This is a genomic window from Edaphobacter sp. FHG110511_03, assembly GCF_059115365.1.
The window spans coordinates 1,630,301-1,655,235 of record NZ_JBZYWL010000001.1; the positions used below are offsets into that span (position 1 = coordinate 1,630,301).

Annotated in this window: 17 protein-coding genes and 2 pseudogenes; 9 read left to right on the forward strand and 10 right to left on the reverse strand. The window is 55.5% G+C overall.

The features are described 5' to 3' along the window. Positions 1-12: 12 nt before the first annotated feature. From AC5S26_RS06685 to AC5S26_RS06705, 5 genes and pseudogenes are all read right to left on the reverse strand, one after another. Positions 13-1,410 carry a hypothetical protein gene (locus tag AC5S26_RS06685; RefSeq protein ID WP_494184073.1) on the reverse strand — a complete coding sequence of 466 codons (1,398 nt, stop codon included), beginning with the start codon at positions 1,408-1,410 and terminating at the stop codon, positions 13-15. Between the two features lie 231 nt (positions 1,411-1,641). Continuing rightward, positions 1,642-2,153 (reverse strand): annotated as a pseudogene (locus AC5S26_RS06690) (ATP-binding protein). A 15-nt stretch (positions 2,154-2,168) separates the two neighbouring features. Further along, positions 2,169-2,396: a HAMP domain-containing protein gene (locus AC5S26_RS06695; protein WP_494184074.1), complete on the reverse strand. Its 228-nt coding sequence runs from the start codon at positions 2,394-2,396 to the stop codon at positions 2,169-2,171. Positions 2,397-2,457: 61 nt separating this feature from the next. Beyond that, on the reverse strand, positions 2,458-3,825 hold the full coding sequence (locus tag AC5S26_RS06700) for an ATP-binding protein (protein ID WP_494184075.1): 1,368 nt from the start codon (positions 3,823-3,825) through the stop codon (positions 2,458-2,460). 37 nt (positions 3,826-3,862) lie between these two features. Next, positions 3,863-4,552, reverse strand: coding sequence for a response regulator transcription factor (locus AC5S26_RS06705; protein ID WP_494184076.1), 690 nt, complete (start codon positions 4,550-4,552; stop codon positions 3,863-3,865). Positions 4,553-4,689: 137 nt separating this feature from the next. Between AC5S26_RS06705 and AC5S26_RS06710 the strand changes: the two genes are divergently transcribed. From AC5S26_RS06710 to AC5S26_RS06740, 7 genes and pseudogenes are all read left to right on the forward strand, one after another. Continuing rightward, positions 4,690-5,451, forward strand: a complete 762-nt coding sequence (locus AC5S26_RS06710) for a hypothetical protein (protein WP_494184077.1) — start codon at positions 4,690-4,692, stop codon at positions 5,449-5,451. Positions 5,452-5,496: 45 nt separating this feature from the next. Continuing rightward, a complete protein-coding gene (locus AC5S26_RS06715; RefSeq protein WP_494184612.1) occupies positions 5,497-6,768 on the forward strand; it encodes a TolC family protein in 1,272 nt (423 codons plus the stop codon). 65 nt (positions 6,769-6,833) lie between these two features. Then, on the forward strand, positions 6,834-7,988 hold the full coding sequence (locus AC5S26_RS06720; protein WP_494184078.1) for an efflux RND transporter periplasmic adaptor subunit: 1,155 nt from the start codon (positions 6,834-6,836) through the stop codon (positions 7,986-7,988). 24 nt (positions 7,989-8,012) lie between these two features. Next, the gene (locus AC5S26_RS06725; RefSeq protein WP_494184079.1) at positions 8,013-11,177 is read left to right on the forward strand and encodes an efflux RND transporter permease subunit; all 3,165 of its coding nucleotides are present in this window, start codon (positions 8,013-8,015) and stop codon (positions 11,175-11,177) included. 542 nt (positions 11,178-11,719) lie between these two features. Continuing rightward, positions 11,720-13,225, forward strand: a pseudogene (locus AC5S26_RS06730) (TonB-dependent receptor domain-containing protein); the annotation flags it as partial. A 61-nt stretch (positions 13,226-13,286) separates the two neighbouring features. After that, complete coding sequence (locus AC5S26_RS06735; RefSeq protein ID WP_494184613.1) at positions 13,287-13,574, forward strand: outer membrane beta-barrel protein; 288 nt, start codon at positions 13,287-13,289, stop codon at positions 13,572-13,574. A gap of 75 nt (positions 13,575-13,649) precedes the next feature. Continuing rightward, the gene (locus AC5S26_RS06740; protein ID WP_494184080.1) at positions 13,650-13,955 is read left to right on the forward strand and encodes a hypothetical protein; all 306 of its coding nucleotides are present in this window, start codon (positions 13,650-13,652) and stop codon (positions 13,953-13,955) included. A gap of 310 nt (positions 13,956-14,265) precedes the next feature. Here the strand turns inward: AC5S26_RS06740 and AC5S26_RS06745 are convergent, their stop codons facing one another. Then, positions 14,266-14,676, reverse strand: a complete 411-nt coding sequence (locus AC5S26_RS06745; RefSeq protein WP_494184081.1) for a hypothetical protein — start codon at positions 14,674-14,676, stop codon at positions 14,266-14,268. A 731-nt stretch (positions 14,677-15,407) separates the two neighbouring features. Here AC5S26_RS06745 and AC5S26_RS06750 point away from each other — a divergent pair. Beyond that, positions 15,408-17,345 (forward strand): hypothetical protein, encoded by a 1,938-nt coding sequence (locus AC5S26_RS06750; protein WP_494184082.1) that lies wholly within the window; start codon positions 15,408-15,410, stop codon positions 17,343-17,345. A 16-nt stretch (positions 17,346-17,361) separates the two neighbouring features. Here AC5S26_RS06750 and glmS read toward each other — a convergent pair whose 3' ends face one another. The 3 genes from glmS to AC5S26_RS06765 all read right to left on the reverse strand — a co-directional run bounded on the left by glmS (position 17,362) and on the right by AC5S26_RS06765 (position 21,103). Next, positions 17,362-19,386, reverse strand: a complete 2,025-nt coding sequence (gene glmS / locus AC5S26_RS06755) for a glutamine--fructose-6-phosphate transaminase (isomerizing) (protein ID WP_494184083.1) — start codon at positions 19,384-19,386, stop codon at positions 17,362-17,364. Between the two features lie 113 nt (positions 19,387-19,499). Then, the gene (locus tag AC5S26_RS06760) at positions 19,500-19,655 is read right to left on the reverse strand and encodes a hypothetical protein (RefSeq protein ID WP_494184084.1); all 156 of its coding nucleotides are present in this window, start codon (positions 19,653-19,655) and stop codon (positions 19,500-19,502) included. Then, positions 19,652-21,103: a lipase family protein gene (locus AC5S26_RS06765; RefSeq protein ID WP_494184085.1), complete on the reverse strand. Its 1,452-nt coding sequence runs from the start codon at positions 21,101-21,103 to the stop codon at positions 19,652-19,654. Before AC5S26_RS06765 ends, AC5S26_RS06760 begins: the two co-directional genes overlap by 4 nt. Positions 21,104-21,324: 221 nt before the next feature. Here AC5S26_RS06765 and AC5S26_RS06770 point away from each other — a divergent pair, with 221 nt between their 5' ends. Then, positions 21,325-22,143: a glycosyltransferase family 2 protein gene (locus tag AC5S26_RS06770; RefSeq protein WP_494184086.1), complete on the forward strand. Its 819-nt coding sequence runs from the start codon at positions 21,325-21,327 to the stop codon at positions 22,141-22,143. Between the two features lie 130 nt (positions 22,144-22,273). Here AC5S26_RS06770 and AC5S26_RS06775 read toward each other — a convergent pair whose 3' ends face one another. Continuing rightward, positions 22,274-24,724: a TonB-dependent siderophore receptor gene (locus tag AC5S26_RS06775; protein WP_494184087.1), complete on the reverse strand. Its 2,451-nt coding sequence runs from the start codon at positions 24,722-24,724 to the stop codon at positions 22,274-22,276. Positions 24,725-24,935 lie beyond the last annotated feature (211 nt).

Genomic DNA, 24,935 nt, shown 5'->3' on the forward strand with positions numbered 1-24,935 from the left:
TCGCCGAGACGTTCAATTCTTGGCGACGATGGGATGAACAGAAATCAAATCGGCTCCTAACACCTGGTAGCCTTTGGCTAAACGAACGTGAATTAGGGCTTGGTATGGAACCCCTTGTAAGGGATTTATTGATCGATTCAACTGCTCTATTCCATGTTCGGAAGTCAGAAACATGGTGGCACCCTGAGTACCTTTGGTGTCCAGACCTCCCAAGATTGCGATCCGTTTACCCGGTACCTCTCCGGGAGCGATAGTGATGACACTGTAATCTCCAAGGAGCACCCGACTCACAGGATCTCGTTCCGTCTGGTACGCAGCCGCTTCACCGTTCTTGGGCCGTGCGTTCGAAATTTGAGAACCCCAAGCCCGATGGTTTCCCAAGTTATTGAAACTAAAATCGCCCGATGTAAGAAGTTGCTCCACAGCGGGATTCTGAAAGGGAGAGCCAAGCAAGATTACGTTATGTTGGCTCAGATCATCCGGGGTGATATCTCGACTCGATTTGACAATTGGCTCGACGCCCATTTGACCGAATAGCCGGGTGAGCATGGCAATGGATTCGAGTTCACCGGTTCCTGTGTATCCGTTTTCATAATATAGATGGCCTTCTTGGGCGAGAACTGCGGAGACGGATGAAACCTGGCTTGCGACATGCGGATCGACTTTAGCGCCGCGGCTGTCAGTTGCACCATGGCTAAACCAGAAGAGGTCGTTGGAATCATCGAGGAGAAAGACGGCATCTGGGTAGGCAATGACTGGCGTACGGTCGTTACCGAGAAAACGTGCCCAAAATAGTCCAACCGGATCGTCATGCCGCATCGGAATGGCATAACCTGTTAGGGTAAAGCGCCTCGCCCCATGCCAAATGCCGAGCCAATATCCCAGGGCCAAGAATGCCATCGCGCAGACCGCGATGATGACCGGGCGTTTCATTGGAACCAGAGCAGCCGCTCTCTTCAGAGTTTCTGTAGTCTCAGATTCTTGGGATGATCCGGTTTGCAAGGTTGTGTCGGGTTTATCGAGCTGGCTATCGATCCTAGTCGTTGGCATCAACTGGAATGTCGGGGTGTAATGGCCTTTTGGGAACTGGATAACTATCGGGTCTCGTGATCCTTCGTCATCGTAGTATTCTCTGAGCTTCACCCGAACTCGATGGACTTGGACGCGGACAATCGGATCAAGTTTTGGGTCGAAGTCTTCCTTGCGTCCCAAAGCTTCAACGCCGATGGTGTACTCTTTCAGATTGGCTGCACTGCCTGCAAGAGTCCTGTCGGTAAGAAATTGTAATAAAAGTTGAAGTGTGGCCGCATTATGAAACGTTGTGGACAGAAGGACCCGGCGGACCTGCTCTCTGCATTCTTCAACAGATGGCACAATCGATTTATCGCTACTGGCGAACTCCGTGTTCAAGTATCCCTCGAAAATCAGGATCGTAGCATTTCATCGAGAAAAGGATCAACTACAAGGATTCTCAAAGGCCATAGTTGAATGTTCGCAGCTTTTTGCCACAACAGAATGCATTCTCACTCAGCCGGATTTAGGAAGCTGACGACACTTCGTATTGACAGCACAAGCACATCAGAGATGCCTTCCTTGATCGTTGTGAGAGAGTCGCTTACGCATAATAGAGAGGGCTCCCGATCATCTCAAACCATATAGGCATCTCGGTGGCCCCAATCGTCTGCACTTGCAAGTAACCGTCATGAGTGGGCTTTTTCGCGCAGGAGACCTCGATCGCGACACTATGCTCTGGACTGGGACATACGTACTGCATCTTCCGATCGCCGAAAAATCTAGCTGAGGGGAAAACATAATGTCTATAAGCGTTCCTTGGTCTTTTCGATTGATGGCTCGCACAGTTCCGCCATGCAAGAACACCGCGCGTTCTGTAATTGCCAGACCGACGCCATAACCACCGGTTGTGGAGCTGCGAGCCCGGTCAACACGATAAAAAGGACGGAAATATGCGGTAGCTCTGCCTCCGGAATCCCAGGTCCTTGATCAGTTATCGACACTGTCGCAAACCCCACGCCCTCGATCATCTTCTGTGCGACTCGAACCGTCACATGCGTTCCTAGGGCGGTGTATCGAATTCCGTTACGGACCACATTTTCGATAGCTAGGTAAAGAAGCTCCCGATCTCCCGGAATCATGCACTGTCCTTCTTCTTAGAGGACGATCGTGCATGATCTTTGCTGTGCTTCATAGTCTGCATCTGGAACGATTTGATTACAAATCTGCGCTCCCACTAGGGATTCCAGACGCGCTGCCATGTGATTGAAGTCATGCACCAGTCCCTGAAACTCATCCGATTGAGCGAGCGAGCCCTTCCCCACAATAGTCTTCTCGACCCTCGTGGTCAGGTCGCCTTCGGCAAGCTGTCTCGCAGAGAACATGCGGCCATGGCAGCTACGAGAGCGATACTGAGTAGTTCCCAAGTGTCCATAGAAAGTGTTCTCAGTGCTGCGCTGCTATCGGCATCCGCAAGATTACCGAGGCTCCGCTACGGACTGTCCGATCGAAGTTCACCGATCCTCCAAACCGCTCTACGATCAGTTTGACGATCGCCAACCCCAGACCGTTGCCACTGTTTGGAGAGTCTATTCGGCCTTTGTAAAACCGTTCGAAAACAGCTTCACATTCGTCTTCCCGAAGTCCTGGTCCTTGGTCTTCAACGGTGATCGAAGCGACCCTCTGATCAATAGCTATAGTGATCTGGACAGTTCCTCCTTGTGGTGAGAACTTGATGGCGTTATGCACGACATTGATTAGCGCGACTCGGAGAAGGCTTCGATCGCCATATACCGTAGGACTACCTTGCTCCTCCTGTAGAAGGAGAATCTCATTATCTTCGGCCAGCACCGATAGCATGTTTGCTACCTCTACTGCCAGCGGGGCAAGAGCAATGTTCTCCGAGGTAGATGAAGAATTGCCGGCTTCGGCCCGCGCCAGCAAAAGTAGACTGTCGATCGTATGGTTGAGCCGCTGCGTTTCTTCCAAGATGCTGCTGATTGCATCCCGATATTGCTCCACGGAACGCAGCTCGGACAGAGCGACTTCTCCCACTGTCCGAAGCGAGGCGAGAGGCGTGCGCAGTTCATGGGCGGCATCGGCAGTAAAATGCTGAAGCTGTTGGAAGGACTGTTCGAGACGCTCGAGCAAATGGTTGAATACAGTGGCCAGAGCTCCCATCTCATCTCGCTGATTTGTGACAACGAGACGATCATGGAGATTCTTCGCCGTGATGCCCTCGGCGCGTTCCGCCATGAGCGCAATCGGGCTCATGGCTTTGGCTGCAATCCATTGTCCGGTGATGCTGGCGAGCAGGATCGTCGTCAGTAGCGCAATTCCGAGGAGCCAGACGAACTGCCACATCCGTTCCCGCAGGGGACGAAGACTATAACCGATGCGTATCACAACATCGCGCCCGTTCATGCCATGGATATGGCTTATGGTCAGGACATGGGATCCACCCCTCAGATACACAATGCGCTCGTTTGAAGAACCATCACCTTCACCAGGAAGGAGAGACCCTCCCAGAGATTGGCCGTCGAGTGCACTACTGCGATACAGAACGGCCCCATTCAAGTCAAGGACCTCCATCAGACGATCTACGAGGAGGTGTGATCGTGGACGCGTGTAGTAATCCTGCCGCAGTTGAAGTTGACCATGGCCATCGAAGTACAAGAGACCCTCAATGGTGACGGCGTCCAGCATCTCGTCGTGGACGATCTGACGAGTCAGAGTCACGTATTGAAAGATGAAGACGATGATAGCGAAGATGAGGAGCAGGATCGCCAGAACGCTCACGTACCATGCGGTCAATCGTGTTCGAATGCTCCAACGCGCATCGACAGTCATCCTATGGCCCCTGCAGGCAGAAGCCGATGCCACGAATGGTTTGAAGGAGCTTTACCCGGAATGGGTCGTCCACCTTCTTGCGGAGACGAGCCATCTGGACATCAATAACATTGTCAATTGGCGTGTAGCGTGAGGTCTCTTGCCACACGTCTTTCGCCAACATCTCACGGGATACAGTACGCCCCTTGTTCTTGGAGAGGTAAAAGAGCAGGTCGAATTCTCGCGCAGTAAGATCCAGCTTCTGGCCATCTCTCCAGGCGCTCCGCGCGGTGGCGTCCAGCTCTAAATCACCAATGGTTAGCCGTCTTGGCGTAGACGGAAGCACGCGGCGCAGAAGCGCTTCGATGCGGGCTATCAGTTCAGGAAATGAAAACGGCTTGCCCATGTAATCATCGGCACCCGTTTTCAATCCGGCGACACGATCTTCGACTGCGTTATGCGAGGTGAGGATGAGTACCCGGACATCCACACCCTCTTCGCGGAGTTGTTGAAGAATGTCGAGACCGTTCCTTTGAGGCAACGTAAGGTCGAGCAGGATCAAATCCGGCTGCAACCGGTGGAAAAGGAAGAATCCCTCTTCGGCAGACGACGCTGCTTTGACCTGATAACCGGCGCTCTCGATCCCGGAGACGAGTGCAGCGGAAAGCTTCCTGTCGTCTTCAATGATGAGAATGCGAGCTCGTTGATCCATTCACCTGGCCTCATCCTATGATTTATCAGGGATGGCGCATGCGGCAAGAGACCAGGATTTAATGTCAGAAAGATGTAAGGCTATGTAAGTCAAAGACTTGATTTACTCCGGTCAAGCGTTCTTGCCCGGAGGTTTCCATGCTTCGTCCTTTCGCCGCTCTTGTCTTCACTTCGAGCGTAGCCGTAGCCCTTGCCCAAAATCCTACATTGGCTACTCCTGCCACTCTTCCGGTGGAGTTTACCAGGACGGTTAACGCGAGCCATGCGAAGGTAGGCGACACAATCGAAGCCAGAACGATTCAGCGCGTACAGCTTCCCGACGAAAGCAGCATCCCCTCCGGTGCGCGCGTCCTTGGCCATGTCGTGAGCGCCAACGGCTTCACCTACGACAAGACGCCCTACGCGCGTCAGAAGGCCTCTGCCCTCAGCGTTCACTTCGACTCGATCCAGGTAAACGGCCGGGCAGTTCCGCTCAATGTGACAGTGCGAGCCATTGCCGGCCCCATCGCCACCTGGGACGCGCAGAAGCCGCAAGCCAGTGACATGGACTCGTTGGGCACTACCACCCAGATCGGTGGCGATCAGCTCATTCCTTCTCAGTCTGAAGTTCGCAATATGGATGGCGATGTGGTGGCCTACAACAAGCACGATGGCGTGTACGCACACCTGATCGCGGGTGGTGGTTGCGACGGCAGCGACGTAGAGGTTTCGGTGGCCATCTTCTCCGCGTCAGCCTGCGGGGCCTACGGCTTCGGCAATGTCAGCCTTGCTGGGAGAGGTACGGCCGCCCAGCCTTCCACGCTGACTCTTGTCTCCATGCACGGCTCTCCCGAGATTTGGAAGCACACAACCGCACTGCTGGAAGTTCTGCCACAACAGACGGCGTCACTGGAGCGATAAGCACGGATGATCCCGCGAGCTTTCGCTATCCTTTGTCTGCTCGGAGTGTTCTTGTTGCCCTGCTTAGGACAGCAGCCCTCCGTAGTTCCACAAGCATCCCCATTAACCCTGGAGCAAGCTGAGAGCATCGCCCTGACGAATCAACCGCGGTTGCTGGCGGCACAACTCCGGGCGCGTGGCTCGGCGGAGCGAATCCGTCAGGCACGCTCCGGCCTGTTTCCGACGGTACAGTTCAATGCGACAGGAGCTTTGGTCGCGGATATAGGCACAGCCACCGCAGTCGGTAACATCACCACTTCCGCGTTGTCTGATCGCTTCGCGTTTGGTGCCAGCCTCGCGCAACTTGTCACGGACTTCGGCCGCACGAGTGCGCTGGTAAACAGCACGCGCGATACGGCTGCCGCACAGAACGACCTTGCGACTTTGACCCGCGCACAAGTCTGCCTCAATGTGCGAGAGTCGTACTTTCGCGTGCTGGGAGCCGAAGCCGTTTTGCGCGCAGCGAAGGCTGCGCAAGGAAATCGCCAGCTCGTCTCACGTCAGTTGAGCGCTCTCGCACAGAGTGAGTTGCGCTCCACGCTCGATGTAAACTTTGCCAAAGTCCTGGAAAGTGAGGCTGACCTCGCCGTTGTCCGTGCCGAGAGCGCTGTGGCGCAAGAGAGAGCGCGGCTCGCGACGTCCATGGGAGCGTCACAACCCGTGAGTGTTTCGCTCGCCGAGGTGTCTCCCAGCGGGGATGCACTTCCACCGTCACCAGACGACCTTCAGCGTCAGGCTCTTTCGCAGAGGGCCGATCTCGGAGCGGCCAAATCCGAGGAAAAAGCTTCGAAGGAATTCGCACTGTCGGAAAAGCGGCTCAGTTATCCCTCCTTGAATGTCCTCGGAGCGGCAGGAAAGATTCCGTATCACGACCACACTCTGCACGATGACTATGCTGCGGCCGGGTTCAATCTGGACATCCCTGTCTTCAATGGAAACCTGTTCGCCGCCCGCCGTGCCGAAGCCGAACTGCAAGCTCAGGCAAGAACGCGCGACACGCAGGAACTACAGCTGCAGGTGAGCGAACAGGTGCGCAATGCGTGGTACCGGGCGGACGAGGCGTTTCGCGGTCTGGACGTGACGGCGCGCCTAGTTGCGCAAAGCAGAGAAGCACTTCGGCTGGCGCAGGACCGTTACCAGGCCGGTCTCGGCAGCATTGTGGAACTAAACGAGGCGCAGCTCAATGAGACATCCGCAGAGATCAGCGCAGCCGACGCGAACTACACGTACCTTGCACGACGGGCTGAGCTCGACTTCGCGGCAGGGCTTCTGAATTGAAAGGACAGGTATTGGTGGAGCACTCAAAACGAGCTTTGGCTGCAGGCCTATTCACAAGCGCAATCATGTTGCAGGGCTGCAAGTCAGCTCCGCCATCGGCGGCGCCCATTCCAACCGTGCCCGTCGCTGTCGCCGGACCGGCAAACCTCGAGAACAACCTCGTTTTGTCAGCGGAATTTCGTCCCTTCCAGGAGGTGGACGTGATGGCGAAGGTCGCCGGTTATGTGCGAGCTATCAACGTCGATATCGGCAGTCATGTGGAGCAGAACGCCGTCCTCGCGACATTGGACGTTCCTGAAATTCAAGATGACCTTGCCAAAGCGAAGGCCGGAGTTTCCGCTGCTGAGGCGAACATTTCTACGGCGCAAGCTACGGTCCAGCGAGCACAAGCCGGTGCGAACATAGCCAGGCTGTCGTTTCAGCGCATCCAGGATGTCGCCACCCGCGATAAAGGGCTTGTACCCCGGCAAGAGATCGACGTGGCGCAGGCGAAGCAGCTTGATGCAGCTGCCCAGCTTGCCAGCGCTATGTCGAGCCTAAAGTCAGCGCAACAGAGTAAGGTGCAAGCGGAGTCTGAATACTCTCGCGCTCAGGCGATGGTTCGGTACGCAACGATTCGTGCGCCGTTTGTAGGAGTTGTAACCAAGCGCTACGCCAACACCGGCTCTATGATTCAGGCCGGCATCTCTTCGCAGACACAGGCGATGCCCGTCATCCGCCTCGTTCAGAACAAAGTGTTGCGCCTCAGTCTTCCGGTGCCTGTGAGTGCCGTTGCCGACATCCGTGACGGCCAGACGGTGGATGTCAATGTAACGAGCACCGGACGCCATCTGCAGGGCAAGATCGCGCGATACGCCGATGCCGTGCAAATGGCAACACGCACGATGGACACTGAAGTCGATGTTCCGAACCCTGATGGAACGATCGTCCCCGGAATGTATGCGGAAGTTCATCTCCATCTGTCGGATCGTCCTGCCGCGCTCAGTGTCCCGCTGGATGCCGTCGATGGGCTGGGAACCAGCGTGCAGCAGGCATATGTTGTCCGCGATGGAATCGTTCATCTGGTCACGGTGAAGGTTGGACTGCAAACACCAAATCGCGTCGAGATCCTGTCTGGTCTGCAGCAACGGGACACCGTCATCGTGGGCCGCCATACCGGATTATCCGATGGCGAGAGGGTGGATGCGCGTCCAGCGGCATACGAAAGCAGCCAGAACTAACCGGAAAGGACGCGTGAGCGTAGCATGTCAGGATTCTCCATCCGCAACCCGTACCTGATTGTGGTGCTGTGCCTGGTCGTAATAATCCTCGGCACGGTGAGCGTTGGGGACATGCCGGTCGACATGTTCCCAGCAGTCAATCTTCCTGTGGTGGCCGTAGCCACGTTCTACTCCGGCATGCCGCCGCAGCAGATCGAGACGAACATCACCTACCATCTCGAGAGGCAGTTCACACTCGCGGCAGGCATCGATCACATGGAGTCACGGTCCTTGCCGGGTGTGTCGCTCATCAAGGTTTACTTCCGTGCAGGAACGGACGCCGATGCAGACGCGGCGAGCATCTCGTCGCTCGCCAGCAGCGATCTCCGCGACATGCCTCCGGGCACCTATCCTCCTATCGTGCTAAAACAGGATGCCGCCAGCACACCGGTCGCGCTGGTCACGTTGAGTGGATCAGGGCTCAACGAGAGCAAACTAAAGGACGTTGGCCAGAACTTTGTACGCAACCAACTGGCTAGCGTGCAAGGTGCTTCGGTAACGCAGCCCTTCGGCGGGCGCTGGCGGCAGATCATGCTCTACGCCGACCCATACAAGCTCGAAGCGAATCAGCTGAGCCCTATGGACGTGGTACGTTCCGTCAACGATGCCAACGTGATTCTTCCGGCTGGCGATGTGCAGATCGGTCGCTACGACTACAACATCTACACGAACTCCATGCTCAAAGGCGCCTCGGACATCGCGCAGGTTCCACTCAAGATGGTGGGACAGTCACCGGTTCGCGTGGGCGACGTCGCAACGCCTCAAGATTCCTTCGGCCTGCAGTACAACATAGTCCGAATTGATGGTCAGCGCGGCGTGTATTTGCCTATCTTCAAGCAAGGCGGTGATTCGAACACTATCGCGATCGTCAACGGAGTAAAAGACACGCTGAAGAAACTAGTGGACGTGCCTGCGGCTCTCAGGACCGATGTCGAGTTCGACCAATCGCGGTTTGTGAAGACCGCCATCGAAACGCTGGTCCACGAAGGAGGGGTTGGTCTCTTCCTGACCTGCTTGATGATCCTGATCTTTCTAGGCAGCATGCGCGCGACGGTCGCTGTCTTTTTCTCTATACCGCTTTCGCTGCTCGGAACGTTCTTCATCCTCAGGCTCACGGGCAGTTCTGTGAACAGCATGGTCCTTGGCGGCCTGGCGCTCGCACTGTCTCGCCTGATCGACAACTCGGTCGTCGTGCTGGAGAACATCTTCCGGCACATGGAAGAAGGTGAGTCGCCGGTGGTCGCGGCAGAAAACGGCGGTCGAGAAGTTGCAATGCCCGTGCTCGCGGGCACCCTCACTACCGTCGTCGTCTTCTTCCCGGTCAGTATGCTTTACGGGGTCAGCAAGTTTCTCTTCTCGGCGCTCGCTCTGGCTGTCGTGATCTCTCTGTTCGCGTCTTACTTCGTCGCGCTTACGGTCGTGCCTCTTTTTTGCGCTCGCTTCATCAAGAGCCCACACGGCGAGGTAGTGCACGAGTCGGCTGAAGATGAGGTTGCCATTACCGCAGACCCAAAGAGTACCCATCACGGCCTGTGGGCACGTTTCAACGCTGCGTTCACGCGTAGCTTTGATGCGTTGTTGCACCGCTACGACAGACTCGTCGCGAAGGTTCTCGAACGACCGTGGCAAATGCTGGGCGCGGGAGCCGTACTCCTAGCTATCTCTTTGTGCTTTTTCCCGCTCATGGGGGTCTCGTTCTTCCCACGTACGGATGCGGGGCAATTCGTGATCAGCTTCAAGGCACCATCCGGCACTAAGCTCGAAGCGACTGAAGATGAAGCCAAACGCATCGAGGAGATCGTACACAGAATTGTCAACAAGCACGACCTCGGTATCGTCGTTACAAACATCGGCGTCGATCCAGGTTTCTCCGCACTCTTCTCTCCGAACGCAGCGATGCATACCGGCTTTACGCAGGTGGCATTGACAGATGGCCACAAAGAGAGCAGCTTCCACTATATCGATGAGGTCAAGACCGCCATCGCGAAGGAGATTCCTGAAGTCCAGACGTTCTACTCTTCGGGAAGTCTCGTTGATGGCGTGTTGAACATGGGAGCGCCCGCTCCCATCGACGTCCGTATCACGGGCAACGATGTGACTGCAGATTACACTCTCGCTCAAAAGCTCGCTCGACAAATCCGCCAACTGCGCGACGCGGCTGACGTGTTCATCCCGCAGGACGTTGACTATCCTTCGTTGCGGATTTCAATCGATCGAACACGAGCCAGCGAACTTGGTCTTACTGAAAAGGAAACTGTCTCAAACATCATCACCGCATTGACCTCAAACCAGATGATCGCACCATCCATCTGGATCGATCCGAACAGCGGCAACAACTACTTTCTAACTGTCATGTACAAGGAAGGCCAGATCAAATCGCTTGAGGACCTGAAGGCAATCCCACTGCACGGCTTGAACATCACGCAGCCGACGCGCCTGGATATGGTCGCGAACATCGAGCAGTTCAACGCGCCTACGGAGATGGATCACACGCAGATCCGGCGCAACCTCGACATCTACGTTCGACCGCGATCAGAAGACCTTGGGACTATCACCAAGCAGATTCAGAAGATCGTTGATGGCGCCAACGCATCACACGCCATTGACGTGACCCTGACCGGGAGCGTGACCTCCATGAATGCTTCTTTCAAGAGCTTCGCCATCGGCCTCACACTCTCTGTCGTACTGCTCTACCTGATTCTTGTTGCCCAGTTCCGCTCCTTTCTCGATCCCTTCATCATCCTTCTGGCTCTTCCGCCGGGTATCGCCGGAGTCATCTTCGCTCTGTTGCTGTGGGGAACGACGTTGAATGTTATGTCGCTTATGGGCGTCGTGATGCTCGCGGGTATTGCGCTCTCCAACAGCATCCTGATCGTTGAGTTTGCGCATCATCTGATGAAACATGGGCGAGATGTTCGCGATGCCATTGTCACGTCGTGCCGTGTTCGCCTCCGACCAATTCTCATGACATCGCTCGCCACGCTGATCGGTCTACTGCCGATGGCATTGAAGCTCGGCGAAGGCAGCGAGTCCTACGCTCCTTTGGCACAGGCATTGATTGGTGGTCTGACCATGTCAGTTCTGCTCACCATCTTTCTGGTTCCAGCAGGTTTCTATCTCGCTTACAGGAGTCACAACGCGGTCATTTAGATTAGTGATCGTGGGAGGCCGCGGCGATAAGTTCCAATAGGGTCAGCTTACGTTGACCAATCGCGCATGTTATTACTAAATGTTATATACAGGGCATATCCTTCATTGAGCCACTCTCTGCTCAGTCAAAAATTACATTCGAAAAGTGACGTCGATAACTATGCTAGGGATCAACCTCAGTGTTTTCGATTGTCCACGCATCCGACTACTTTCTCGGTCGGTTTGTGACAGGGCTTATGGAGTGATATAGAGGGACTCATAAACCGTCGATTCTGACAAGTCGATGAGTGCATTGGCGATTTGTCACTCGTTCACCGTGCAGCTTCGTTTCCGCCATGTTGTTACCGTTTGCACAATCCCCCCAGAGAAATGCTCATTCTGCGTTCAGTTCATTAGCCCATTTGGCATCAACCGACGGCTTCCCATTTCCACACGATGCGCACCACCGAGATAAAGTAGATTTTTTGCCATGATCTGAATTGCCTTGGTAAAAGAGATAGGTTGAATCTCCGTCTTGCAGTTCATTTGCTAATGGCTACGGTGCGATTTCCACTGATAACGGACAGAAGACAGCGGAACATCAGTACCTCGTGAGCGATGTACTGTACATCAACAAGGGGTCGCATAATTTTCGGATCGGTGGTGAATTCCGACGCGTTCACCTGAACCTGCTCATCCCCAATCCAGGTACCAACACCCTCTCGCTTTCGAACCTGGAGACCGCCGACCCAACGAATTCTGCCACCACAGGTGATGCGTTTGCGAGTTTCCTACTTGGGCAGGTGGATAGTGGATCGCTCGTGGCTCCAGCTGTTACTTCCATGCGCTACTCCTATGGCGGTGTGTTTTTTCAAGATGACTGGAAGATCATGTCAAGACTTACTCTCAACCTTGGTGTACGTTGGGAGATGGAAACCATTCCAAACGAGCAGGAAAACAAGAGCTCCCTCATCGATCTAAGCACGCCGAACCCAGCGGCGAATAATCGTGGGGGCGCGCTCATCTTTGCTGGAAATGGTACTGGCCGCAGCGGTCGCTCGACATTCGCTTCTGCGCGGTATGTAGGCTTCAGCCCACGCCTTCGCATGGCATACAGTGTTACGCCGAAGCTGCTGTTCCGCGCTGGCGCGGGATTATATTACGCCGACTTGGGATGGAGCTCGGTGTCGGGGCTTGATAATTACGGCTTTACGCCAGCTGCAAGCTATAGTTCGCCAAACCGCGGCATCACGCCAGCATTCACGTTTGCTACGGGCTTTCCTGGCTCACCGAGTCTTCAACCTTCGATTTCGCCGACGCTTCTGAATGGACAGAGTGGCGACGTTTTCGAATCGAACGTTGGTTACATGCCTTATATCGAGCAGTGGAGCGGCAGCCTGCAGTACAGTCCGTCGCCAAGCTGGGTGTTGGAAGCGGCATATGTGGGCACAAGCTCGCACAAACAGCTTGATCCGCAATTCCGTAACATCAACCAACTCGATCCGAAGTATCTTTCGTTGGGTTCACTGTTGACTGTTTCCGCGACTTCGCCTGCGGCGCAGGCCGCCGGTATCGCGCTGCCGTATCCAGGCTTCACTGGTACGGTGGCGCAGGCACTCCGACCTTATCCACAGTACCTGACACTGACCAGTGTGGCCGCGAAATCGGCTTACTCGAACTACAACGCGCTTCAGTTGATTGCGACCAAACGCCTCAGCTTCGGTCTGCGTCTTTCCGCCAACTATACGTATTCGAAAAATATGGGCATAAACAGCCCAAGCTGGATGGACAGCACCACGGACAATGTATTGCAGAATGCCTATGATCCAGATTCGGAGTATGCGATCAGCCCGATTGATGTGCGTCACGCCTTGGTGATCACTTACTCTTATGAACTACCATTCGGCCGCAATCGTAAGTTCCTCACCAATAGTGCTGTGGGAAATGCGCTGTTGGGTGGATGGAAGTTCACGGGAATCCAGCGCTATCAGAGCGGCTTCCCGTTGCCGATCAAGACAACGAACGGATTGGCGATCTTCAATCGTGTACTCCGTCCCAATGTTGTTTCCGGCGTAGATCGCAACATGCACATCTCCGCGAACCAGTTCAAGGCCTGGGTCGAGCCGTATTATCAATCCGGCGGCGTTCGCACAACCGGCTGCATATACATTCGGCAACGCACGTCCTCAGTACGCAGACATCCGTGCGTTCAACATCCTCAACGAAGACTTCGCGATCATCAAAGACACTAGGCTCACCGAACGGCTAACATGGACATTTGGGGCAAATTTCTTCAATGCCTTCAACAGGCACCGCTTCTCTGCCTTCGATACGACCTGGTCCGACGCCGCATTCGGTCAGGCTACCGCTGTTACGCAGCCGCGCTTTATTCAGATCAATACGCGCCTTGCATTCTGATGTTCTCCTCTCACCCTACTGTGCGGCCCATATGATTAGGCCGCATTCTTTTATCTAAAGGATTCCTGGCACGGATTGCAAAAGGGCTCCGAAGTGGTGGTTCACTACACCAAGCGGGGATCGGAAGAGACGGCAGGGGCGATTGACAAGATTGGCGATGACGGCCTGAAGGAATCGAAGGGCGCGGTAGAGAGTATCGACCGGACGGGTAAGACCATCATGGTGAAATCCGAGGACGGCGCTCAAACAACGTTCGCCGTGACCGATGATGCTGCAAAAACGGCGGGAAAAGATATAGCAACGGGGAGCGAAGAAGGAGCTCACGTTACGGTGTATTACTCAGAGACCGCAGGGAAGAAGATCGCGCATTTCTTCGAGTAAAGACTGAAGCTCATTTTTGACTTTGATAGTAGTTGATTGTCGGTCGTCCGAAGGCCTATGGGCTGGTCTGGATTTTTTCGGGCTGCGGGGAACGGGTTCGAGCGTTGCTCGAATGCCCCACTCATGCGATGAGGCCGCATGAATGGGGCACCTGTTATGGGTTGGATTGGATGTGTGGGCTACCCGCCGACTAAGATGGGGCACCCGATTTCAGATGTGGGTCATCCGTCTATCGTTATGATGGGTTTTCTGTATAGGACCCGTTGGCCATGGTTGGATGGCGGCCTACGGAATTGATCCGAAAATAAAACTATTTCCCAATGTGCAGAATCGCACCACTCAACGTCCCTGATACTTCTACAATCACGTCTCCCGGCTTATGTGACTGCATGGGACCGTCGACGACGACTATACGGCTGCCTATCGGTTCTTTAACATCGGCGGACTTACCCGGTTTCAGCTTGATGATATCGTCTCCATCTTTAAGCACTAATGGAGCGCCTGATTCATTCATCAGAAAAAACTTCACTACCTTCGATTTGCCGATTGCAGCGTTCGCGAGAAGATCAAGATGCCCTACTCCGGCATGTGCGGCTTGAGGTGCCATCAGTGTTAGAGCAATAAGCATTGGGGAGATTGACGCAATAAATTTCATAAGCCTTTCTTCTTGCAAAAACAGGGGGAGGATAAATTTAAGAACACACATCTTTCCATAGAGCATGACCCTGATTTCAGTCGATCGCTCGTCAGGTCTTGTTGTAAGAAGAACACCGGGGTTTGGTGTTTATTCCGGAGAAACTCATACTCCTACTTTCGTCAGGAGGCAGAATCTCCGGTGTGCATGCACCTACAATTCGGTGCATTGGATGCTTTTCTGCGAGGCCTACATCTCTTCGAAAAAAGGGGCCACGCTGGCGCTATCGCACTCTGCAGACAATTCATTCCAAAAGTAAGTTGGAACTACCTTTGCCACCGGTATTCCATGTTTTGTTTTAGGCCATTTTGAAAATAGCTGACCTCATCGACATCATGGAATCTATGTTATCGAGAAAGGCATAAGTAATTCGTAAAGACGGGCCCAGATCGTGTCTGGGCCACCCGTCCGCAGATGATGAGGCTGTGGCAGCGTCGTGTCTTCTCAATGACTTGTTCGAGGATGTCTTTGGGTTTGGGTGTGCGAGGTAGGGAAGACAGCGGTAACAACTGAAGGTGATGAAGTGGAGTTGGCCTGTGTTTTGTCTTCGTTCGAGGCCTATAGGCATGGATTGGATTTTATCGGGTTCGAGCTTCGCTCGAATGCCCACTCATGCAATGAGGCCGCATGAATGGGCACCCGTAGTGGGTAGAATTCGATGTGTGGGCCACCCGCTCACCCTTATGGGTGGGATACGATGTATGGGCCACCGCCCAAAGAAAATATGAGAGTTGACAGCATTATCGAACGAGGACTAGGTGAAAAAAATATCGACGCCGAATCAGAGAAAGCTAAGGCGTTTTCAGTGGGCTGAGCAAAACGTTACGCCGGGGCAGTCAACAACTTTGGGAACGCGTAAGAGCGGAAATTCCGAGGATGAGCCTTCAGCTGTTTCACTCGTGGACTACTATACTCTGCCATTCACATGGCTACACGGACAATTGCCATCGAATCTTGGGTCCGTACATGGCATTCGAAAATCGTTCTGGCATTTAGTACCTCATGGTCTATACCTCGATCACGAAGCTCAAGGTCTTGTACTCAGCTATGCAAAATCCGTAGAAGGACGGCTTGCCGCTGAGATCACCAAGCACTCTATTTCTTATTGGATCCACGTCTATAGAAGGTTGGCGCCTTATTCAATTGGGAACAGCCAATCTCAAGCTACAGTGATGCTTGTCCGTGGAATACTTGAAGCTGCTTTCCAAAAATATGGATTATTAAGTGGCTGCAATGGCATAGGCTGGTCTACCGAGCTTAAACCGGAGGAGGTTCTCAGTGGTGTTCCGGATGAATTTAGGATTCCAACTGTTATTGAGCAGTTCATAGGTGGTCCTCGTCAACAGCTCCTGACAAATTTCGGCCTCGACCAACTTATTCAATTCTATGAGTGCGAAAAGTTGGCTTATGAGTTGTGGCGGTGTGGGGCAACCTTAAGGATTATTAGCAAAGGTGCACCGCTCATAGTCGACCACGAAATTGAGGCCTGCTTTTTTGACGGCCGATCTGAGGAATTGAATCAGCTAGTGGTTAATTATGATGACCGTCCAAGCCCTTTCATAGCGTCTGCTGCCGCCGCAGTTTTTCGATCTAGTTTTGGAAAATTTGAACGGAATGGGTACATCCTTTTAGCCCAATACAATGTTGAACATAAAAAAATGGGAACATATGCAAGTTTGTTTAAGGGCCTTAAGTGGAAGGTAAGCCCCGATTACGAATTAAACTTCGAGTGGAAACTATTTGATCTAGGTGGATTTTGCAAAGCTCATAGAATATTTACTAAAACTTTTCTCGGAAAACATGGGTTTCGCTTTGAAGTCTTGCTTCTAATCGTCATGTCTTTGTTTTACCGGATGGCAGAGGTATGGTCCGGCGATCGAAGATATCTTATTCAAGCGTTTCAGCGGGCCTATTCGGGCCCCTCAACGCTGGAAGATATACGTCTGGTAATTCGGAAGGGGTTAGAGGCGAGCGCACATCAGTTGGCCGTCGAAAGTCCGTCTGAAGGGGAATTGGAAAAAGCGCTTCTTTTTCTAATTTTAGATGAACAAAATCGTTCTGGAATTTCGCTGATCACTGGCGGACCTAAATACCTTTTTCTTCCTGCAGGAGACGGAAAATTTATCGTCGATTATGCATGGCTAAGTGCAAGCCTGCACTATTTATTCTTAGGAGTTCCATTCCCGCAGCATGATCTCAAGGGAAAGATGCTTGAGGCTCTAGTCGGAGGTACGTCTTCCGTTCTACCTGATGGCGAATGCAAAAGTGTTGACGGCGAGTCGAGAGAATTCGACGCCGCATTTGGGCGTGGGAAAATCCTTGTGATTGTTGAATGCAAGGCAAATGCGAAATCGATTGGCTATGAACGAGGAGATTTTGCAGCCCTTGAGTTTCGTCGCAAAAAATTTGAAAAGGCGCTCGACCAGGTAGATGACAAAGCCAGGTGGTTGTCTTTACACAGTAGTGGGACTAATTACGACGTAAGAGGCTACGAAGCCATTTTGCCAGTAGTTGTAACTCCATTCAAAGAATTTATGCCATCGCTTACAGATCGGTATTGGATTCGTCCAGAGTTTCCTAGAGTAATAACCCCCGACGAGCTTGAGACGTTGCTTTCAGATAAGGGGATAGAAGATGTCGCACGTAAATGCACTGCGACACTGTTCATTCCTCTGTCAATCAATACGACGACGTGAAAGACCAACGTGGCAGCTACTCGACCGTCACGCTCTTTGCTAAATTCCTCGGTTGATCCACGTCGCATCCTCTTCTTACGGCTATGTGGTAGGCGAGGAGTTGTAGCGGTACTACTTCGAGGATGGGTAGGAGTAGTTCGGGGGCCTGGGGGATGTAGATGGTGTGTTCTACCAGGTTCTGGATCTCGTGGTCGCCCTGGATGGCGATGGCGATGACTCGGCCGCTGCGGGCGGTTACCTCTTGTATGTTGCTTAGGGTCTTTTCGTATTTGAGGACGCTGGCGGGATCGTTGGGGTCCTTGGTGGCGATGCAGACTACAGGGAGTGCTTCGTCGATGAGGGCGTTGGGGCCGTGCTTCATCTCGCCGGCGGGGTAGCCTTCAGCGTGGATGTAGGAGATCTCCTTCAGCTTGAGGGCGCCTTCGAGGGCGATGGGGTAGTGGATGCCCCGGCCGAGGAAGAGGAAGTCGTTGGCGCCGTGGAAGAGTTTGGCGAGGTGCTGGCAGTGCTCGTCGAGGGAGATGCGGGGGCGTTTGCGGCGCTCGACGAAGAGTGGGGGGACGGTGTCGTCCGGAGGGGGAAGCGGGGAAGGCGCGGCGACTCCCTCGGACATGCCGGTGATGTTGGGCTTGTTGAGGGAGAGCATGGACTCGAGCTTGCCGGGGATTTTGGAGAGCTCGGTGGCGAGGTGGAGGGACTGCTCGGGGGTGATGGTTCCGCGGACCTGCGCGAGGTGGAGCGCGAGGATGAAGAGTGCGGTGAGCTGCGAGGTGAAGGCCTTGGTGGAGGCGACGCCGATCTCGGGGCCGGCGTTGGTGGTGAGGGTTCCTGAGGCTCGGCGGGTGATGGCGGAGCCGACGACGTTGCAGATGGCGAGGGTCTTGGATCCCTTGTCGATGAGCTCGGTCTGGGCGGCGATGGTGTCGGCGGTCTCGCCGGACTGGGTGATGAGCAGGCCGATGGCGTGGGGGTCGGCGATGGGGTCGCGGTAGCGGTACTCGGAGGCGTAGTCGACGTCGACGGGGAGGCGGGCGAGGCGCTCGATCATGAACTTTCCGGCGAGTCCGGCGTGCCAGGAGGTACCGCAGGCGGCGATGGTGACCTGGGAGGCGCGGCGGATGTCGTGGTCGGTGAGGTCGAGGTTGTCGAGGAAGACCTTGCCGGTGTCGAAGGAGACGCGGCCGAGGGTGGTGTCGCGAACGGCTCGGGACTGCTCGTTGATCTCCTTAAGCATGAAGTGCTTGTAGCCGGCTTTTTCGGCCTGGAAGGGATCCCAGGCGATGCGCTGGACTTTGAGCGGGAGGGGACGGCCTTTGAAGTCGGTGAGGGTGACGCCGGAGCGGGTGAGGACGGCGAGCTCGCCGTCGGCGAGGAAGTGGATGTTGCGGGTGTGGTGGAGGATTCCGGGGACGTCGGAGGCGAGGAAGAACTCGCCTTCGCCGATGCCGATGACGGCGGGTGGACCCATGCGGGCGGCGACGAGCTTATCGGGGTCGTTGGCGGACATGACGCCGATGGCGAAGGCTCCGGAGAGGCGTTTGACGGCTCTTCTTACAGCCTCTTCGAGTGGCAGCGGTCCGGATGCCGAGCCGTTGGCCTGACTGCTTCCGTTGGAGGCTGCGTTGGTGATTTCCTGCTCGATGAGGTGGGCGATGATCTCGGTGTCGGTCTCTGTGACGAACTTGTGGCCCTGGTCGGTGAGCTCTTTCTTGAGGGCGAGGTAGTTTTCGACGATGCCGTTGTGGACGACGACGAGGGAGCCGGTGCAGTCGCGGTGGGGGTGGGCGTTCTCTTCGGTGGGGCGACCGTGGGTGGCCCAGCGGGTGTGGCCGATGCCGAAGGTGCCGTGGAGGGGATTGTCAGCGATGACCGTTTCAAGGTTGCGGAGCTTGCCGGGGGCGCGGCGAAGCTGTAGTCCGGCAGAGTTTCCGGCGACGGCGATGCCGGCAGAGTCATAACCGCGATATTCGAGACGACGCAAGCCTTCAAGGATGACAGGCACGACGGGTTGGGGGCCGATGTAACCGACAATTCCACACATGCGTTGAGTGTAGATGGAGAGTGCAGATTTTTGCTAAGAAGCTCTATCACTTTTGTAGAAGGGGGACCGGGGAAGGTGCATGGAAGCGTAGGAACCTTCCCGCAAAGGCTGATCTACAGTCCGTTAAGAAAGCCGAGCAGGCCAAGGAGCTCTCGTGCAGTGATGACCTGCTCAGGTGGAGGAACGTTGCCGGTGAGAATAGTGACGATGTACTTGCGTACGTCGGGGTTGTAGAAGAGGACGTCGTGCCAGACGGGATAGTTGGTCACGTGGTTCCAGGGGAGGCTGGCGGGAATGGGAAGGCTGACGGGGTTGGTGCAGGTGCCTTTGCCGGGAGGACGGGAGGGATAGGGCCCGTTCCCCATTGCACGCGCGTGATGTGCGGATCGCCATAGACGTAGCCCTCATAGGAAGTGAAGTAGCCGTTTCCGTCGCCTGCCCAGGGTTGATTGATCTCGGTATCGCCGATTCGAGGGAAGAGCGCTTGCGAGACGTTTATGGTTCGGGGATTGAGGTCGAGAAGGTTGAGCAGGGGAAGGTATTTGCCTCGATTGTTACTGAGTTTCGTGATGCCAGTCGGGCTGCAGATGTAGTCGTTTCGATCGACGAGACCGGCGACAAGAAAGTCGAGGTCGCTGCCTTTTTGGCGGGCTCCGGTGGAGAAGGTGTTGATGACGTCGCCGTCGATGTTGGGCGTGCCGGGAATGCCGGGGTTTCCTATGAGTTGTGCCCAAGGGTTGTTGCCGGGCGATGAGGTGGTGTTGAGGTCGAGGAGAACGTCGCTGCGGACGGAGGGGGCGTCATTGACGTTCTGGGGAGTGTTCGATCCCGGTGGTGTGAGGAAATCGGTAATGGGCATGAGACTTTGCCGCATGGTGGTGTAAAGGCGGAAGAAGGTGACTGGATCGGGGCGAAGTCTTCCGTTCTTGTCTTTTTTGAGGATGTCTTTGAGAGTGATGTTTCGATCGGGGCCGCTGATGGTTCCACCGGAGCTGACGAAGGCGAATGCGGTAGCGGTGATGCGGCCTTCGATCTCCGTGGTGGGAATGAAACCTCCGAGAACATCCTGGAAGTCTTCGCCCCAGGGGCGAAAGGAATGGACCGTTCCGAAGTGAATGCATGCGCCAAGGATGAGGAAGCGAATTCTGGGCAGCAGCCGTTTCTGTCCTCGCTTATTGGTATAGGTGGCGCCGTAAGCGGGAGACTGAATGTAGGAACGGATGAGAGATCCGCCGGTGCTGTGGGTGACGACGTCGACATACTGCAGACCGGGGTTCGCCTCTGCGGCCTGCATGAGCCAGTAGCCGAGATAATTAATGGCGTAGGAGTAGTTGCCGCTTGTGATGAATTGCGGCGTGACCAGATTGAGGTTGCCATCGTAGACGCCATCGTTGGGCGCCATGGGCATGCGCCAATCGTAGACGGCGCCGAAGAAGGTTTTGCCTTCGATGTACCCGGCGTTGGTGAGGCTGCGAACGAAGGGAGAATAAGAAGGGGAGAGGTCGAGGGTCTGCGGGTTGGCTCCGCGGTTGAAGACAAACTGGAGGGTCGTTCCCTGATGCGGAGAGGAGGCGGCGTATCCGGGGACGAAGAGGACAGGCACGGAGGGAGCGGCTGTTGCGGAGCCGCAGATGGCGAGCAAAAAGACAACGAGCTGAAGAAGGAAGCCGCGACGATCTACGCCGCATGGAGCAGAACGCTGTCTTCGTTGAGACATAAAGGTTGACCTCAGGTTTCTTAGGAATGCCGCACACGAATGGCTCACTATCCATCGCGATACGGAGCCCACATCGAAGCCCGGTTCGCGGCCCGTTTTCTGGGAGAGGGTGGAGATTATAGGCAGTTGAGAGAGGCAAGCGCAAACCCTAAGGGACGTGAGACTTTTGGGGACGGACGCAGGTAGGTCTGGTGGACGGAAGGATGGTCTAATAAAGACTCATGATCTCGGTCCTCATTCTTACCAAAAATGAGCAGCGCGACCTGCCGGAGTGTCTGGAATCGGTGGCATGGTCGGACGATGTTCACGTGTTCGATTCCTACTCGACGGACGAGACGGTGGCGATTGCGAAGGCTGCGGGAGCGACGGTGACGCAGCGGGTCTTCGATAACTATGCGGCGCATAAGAACGCCGCGCTGACGCAATTGAAGTTCAAGTATCCCTGGGTGTTTCTGCTGGATGCGGACGAACGGCCGACCCCGGAGCTCTCGCGGGAGATGCAGCAGGTTGTTGTGGCCGCGGGGAATGATGTGTCGGGATTTCGGATGCGGCGACGGGACTTCCTGTTCGGGACCTGGCTGAAGCATGCGCAGATCTCTCCGTTTTACATCCGGCTGGTGAGACCCGAGAAAGCGCGATTTACGCGAGCGATCAATGAAGTGCTGGAGGTAGAAGGGCGAGTGGCGGAGCTGGGTTATCCGCTGGATCACTATCCCTTCTCGAAGGGAATCGGGCACTGGGTGACGAAGCACAATTTGTATTCGACGATGGAAGCGGAGCTGATCTACAAGCAGCAGGGGCTGCGGCAGCCATCGTGGATCAGTGCATTACGCGATCCGGACTTCCATACGCGCAGGCTGCACCAGAAGGCTTTGTTTTACAGGATGCCGGGGCGACCGCTGATCAAGTGGGCTTACATGATGTTTTACCGGCGGGCGATTCTGGACGGCGCGGCGGGGCTGATGTATTCGACGCTGCAGTCGTTTTATGAGTACCTGATTGTGGTGAAGACGCGGGAGCTGGAGCGGGGCGGCGCTTAGGAGTATCTAATCGCCACGGAACGGTCGCGGTGGGTAAGACGATTCGTAGATCTTTACGACTCAGCAGAGGAGCGGAGTGATCCCGACGAGGAGATCACCCCATTCTCAGTGAACCGGACATCCGAGGTTTTTAGAAGTTCCATGAGACAGTACCGCGAATGACGCGCGGCTCGCCCGGTTTCACGTAGACATCGCTGTAGGAGCCTGCCCAGTAACGCTTGTTGCCGAGGTTGTTTGCGTTGAGCTGCCATTGGGCATGGCCGCGGCGGTAGGTGGCCGAAGCATCGACGACGCCGTAGCCGGGCAGCTGGAAACTGTTGGCCAGATCGCCCGACTGATCGGTGTAGTGGCGTCCACCGATACCGAAGCCCAGGCCGCGCGCAACTCCTCGAGGGATCTCGTAGGTCGTCCAGATGTTGAAGAGATTCTTGGGTGCGTTCAGCGTCGGCGTTCCCGCCGGGAGCGAGGTGTCGCGCGTCACCTCAGCGTTGATGTAGGAGTAGGCGGTGGTCAGGTTCCAGCCTGCGAGAAGATGCAGCGTCGCTTCAAGCTCCACGCCGCGGCTGCGCTGCTGGCCGGTTACGAGGTAGAAGTTCGGATGACCGGGGTCGGTCGTGGCCACGTTTCGGCGATCGAGCTGGAAGATGGCAAGTGTCGTCACGACACGGCTTCCCCATGCCGCGCTCTTTATGCCGCCTTCCCACTGCTGGCCGCGCTCGGGAGCGATGAAGCTGCCGGTAACGGAGCCATCAAAGACGAAGCCTGACTGCGGCATGAACGATTTGCTGAAGCTGGCATAGATGGTCGTCGACGGGATGGCCTGCCAGGTGACGCCGATGCGCGGAGTAAGGCCAGTGGCGTTCTGGTTTGGCGAGCCTTTGCTCTCGTTCTTGGCGAAGTCGAGGCGGCCGCCCGCGGTGACCGTGAGCTGCTTTGGCAGACGAACGTGGTCCTGCAGGTAGATGCCTGTGTACTGGGTTACGGTATCGCTGCTGGTGTAGAGCGCGAGAGGGCGAATTGGGTTGGCGCCATACACAGGGTTGTAGAGATCGATCGGTTCATACTGCGACGGATCGGCGAAGTCGATGGAGTAGCCGCGCGCGGTGTTGGGATTGCGATAGAAATCGACGCCAAGCAGAGCACTGTGCTCCATGTTCCAGAAGCTGGCGCGGCCCTCCATGCTGGTATCGACTTCATGGTTCTGCCATGGTCCATGCCAGCTCAGCGGGTAGCGATAGAGTGTGCGCTGGTCATCACCCAGAAAAGATGGGTAGTAGATGCGGTTCCAGTCCTGCTGGTACCAGGCAAAGCGAGCGTTCTGCCGCAGGGCGAGATGCTCGTTGACGCTGTGCCGGAACTGGAAGCCGAACTGCTGATTCGCCTGGGCAAGCTTGTTGGCATTGGCATCAAGCTCGCCGTTGTATGTGTGGATGGAGATGGGGCCGTTGATGTTGGGAAGAGCTGTACCGAGAGCAGGCAGCGGCATTCCATTGCGACCGTTGTCACGCTGAATGCGGCCGATCAAAGTCAGCGAAGTGGTTGGCGCGGGTCGCCAGGTGATTGACGGTGCGAAGTAGTAGCGGTGCCGGTAGGCGTAGTTCACATATGAGTCCGCGGAGTGATAGAGCGCAGCGAGACGTCCGTAGACGGTGTGCGAGGAGTTCAGCGAGCCACCGACATCGATGGCCGGATCGAGAAAGTTGAAGGAGCCTGCCGTGAGCTGCACGTGGGCGAAGCGGTCCGGCACGGGCTTGCGGGTCACGATGTTCACTAGTCCGCCGAGGACGCTCTGCCCATAGAGCGCAGATGACGGCCCCTTGAGCACCTCCACGGACTCGAGTCCCCAGGTCTCTTCCATCATGCCGTTGCCGCCGCGCAGGCCGTCGATGTAGGTATTAAACGAAGCGTCGAAGCCGCGGATACGGTAGTAATCCCAACCATCGTAGTAGCCGCCAGGCATGACACCGGCGACGTTTTTGAGCGCGTCGTCAAGCTTTACGACGTCCTGGGCATCCATGACCTGGCGGTTGACTACGCTGATGGCCTGCGGAACTTCATTGAGCGAAAGCTCGGTCTTGGTGCCGCTGAGAGTCTCGGTTGTAGCGTACTCATTTCCTGCAGACACAGTTACCGCGCTTCGGATCTGACCAAGTTGAAGCACCGGGTTCAGCTCGGTGGGGGACTCCGCATCCGCAACCGTGATCTCCTGAACGACGTTGCTAAAGTTCATGGCTTCGATGAGCAGCTGATAGGCGCCTGCGGGAATTGCAAACGAATAGGCACCATTGGCGTCGGTCGTCGCCTTCGCGTGAAAGTCTCCGCATGCGAGCGTGAGTTGCGAGTAGGGAATGCGGGCTCCGGTCTGGTCGGTGACGAGTCCCGTGAGCTTGCGCAGAGTGCCGTTGGAGGCGTTCGTGCAGGGAACGGCCGCGCTCTCTGCCATCGATGAATCAACCGGGGTATGCGTGATCTTCTCTCCGTCTGCCCAAACGTAGCCGCCTGTCATTGCAGACAGAAGACAGATGAAGAAGCTGATGCGGAGAATTTCTGTGGAGGATTTGACCAGAGATTTTGAGTGCATAAAGAGCCTTCCAATATTTTTTGAAATGTTCAGGGTGACAGCCTGCGAGTCGCACACTGAGTCGTGCGTGCCGCTGCTTCCTGCCTGGGAGTGCAAGGAAAGGAACGTGTTGCCTCATTCCCGAAGCTGGAGCAGGGCAGGCAGTGATCTCGAGCAAAATTATTGAGAGGTCATGGTCGTCTCCCCGGTGTGAGGACACGGCACACACCGA

Coding starts and splice junctions, on each gene's coding strand:
- AC5S26_RS06775 (WP_494184087.1), bottom strand. CDS start 24,724: ATGCACTCAAAATCTCTGGTCAAATCCTCCACAGAAATTCTCCGCATC.
- AC5S26_RS06765 (WP_494184085.1), bottom strand. CDS start 21,103: ATGTCTCAACGAAGACAGCGTTCTGCTCCATGCGGCGTAGATCGTCGC.
- AC5S26_RS06725 (WP_494184079.1), top strand. CDS start 8,013: ATGTCAGGATTCTCCATCCGCAACCCGTACCTGATTGTGGTGCTGTGC.
- AC5S26_RS06770 (WP_494184086.1), top strand. CDS start 21,325: ATGATCTCGGTCCTCATTCTTACCAAAAATGAGCAGCGCGACCTGCCG.
- AC5S26_RS06745 (WP_494184081.1), bottom strand. CDS start 14,676: ATGCTCTATGGAAAGATGTGTGTTCTTAAATTTATCCTCCCCCTGTTT.
- AC5S26_RS06710 (WP_494184077.1), top strand. CDS start 4,690: ATGCTTCGTCCTTTCGCCGCTCTTGTCTTCACTTCGAGCGTAGCCGTA.
- glmS (WP_494184083.1), bottom strand. CDS start 19,386: ATGTGTGGAATTGTCGGTTACATCGGCCCCCAACCCGTCGTGCCTGTC.
- AC5S26_RS06695 (WP_494184074.1), bottom strand. CDS start 2,396: ATGTTCTCTGCGAGACAGCTTGCCGAAGGCGACCTGACCACGAGGGTC.
- AC5S26_RS06705 (WP_494184076.1), bottom strand. CDS start 4,552: ATGGATCAACGAGCTCGCATTCTCATCATTGAAGACGACAGGAAGCTT.
- AC5S26_RS06720 (WP_494184078.1), top strand. CDS start 6,834: ATGTTGCAGGGCTGCAAGTCAGCTCCGCCATCGGCGGCGCCCATTCCA.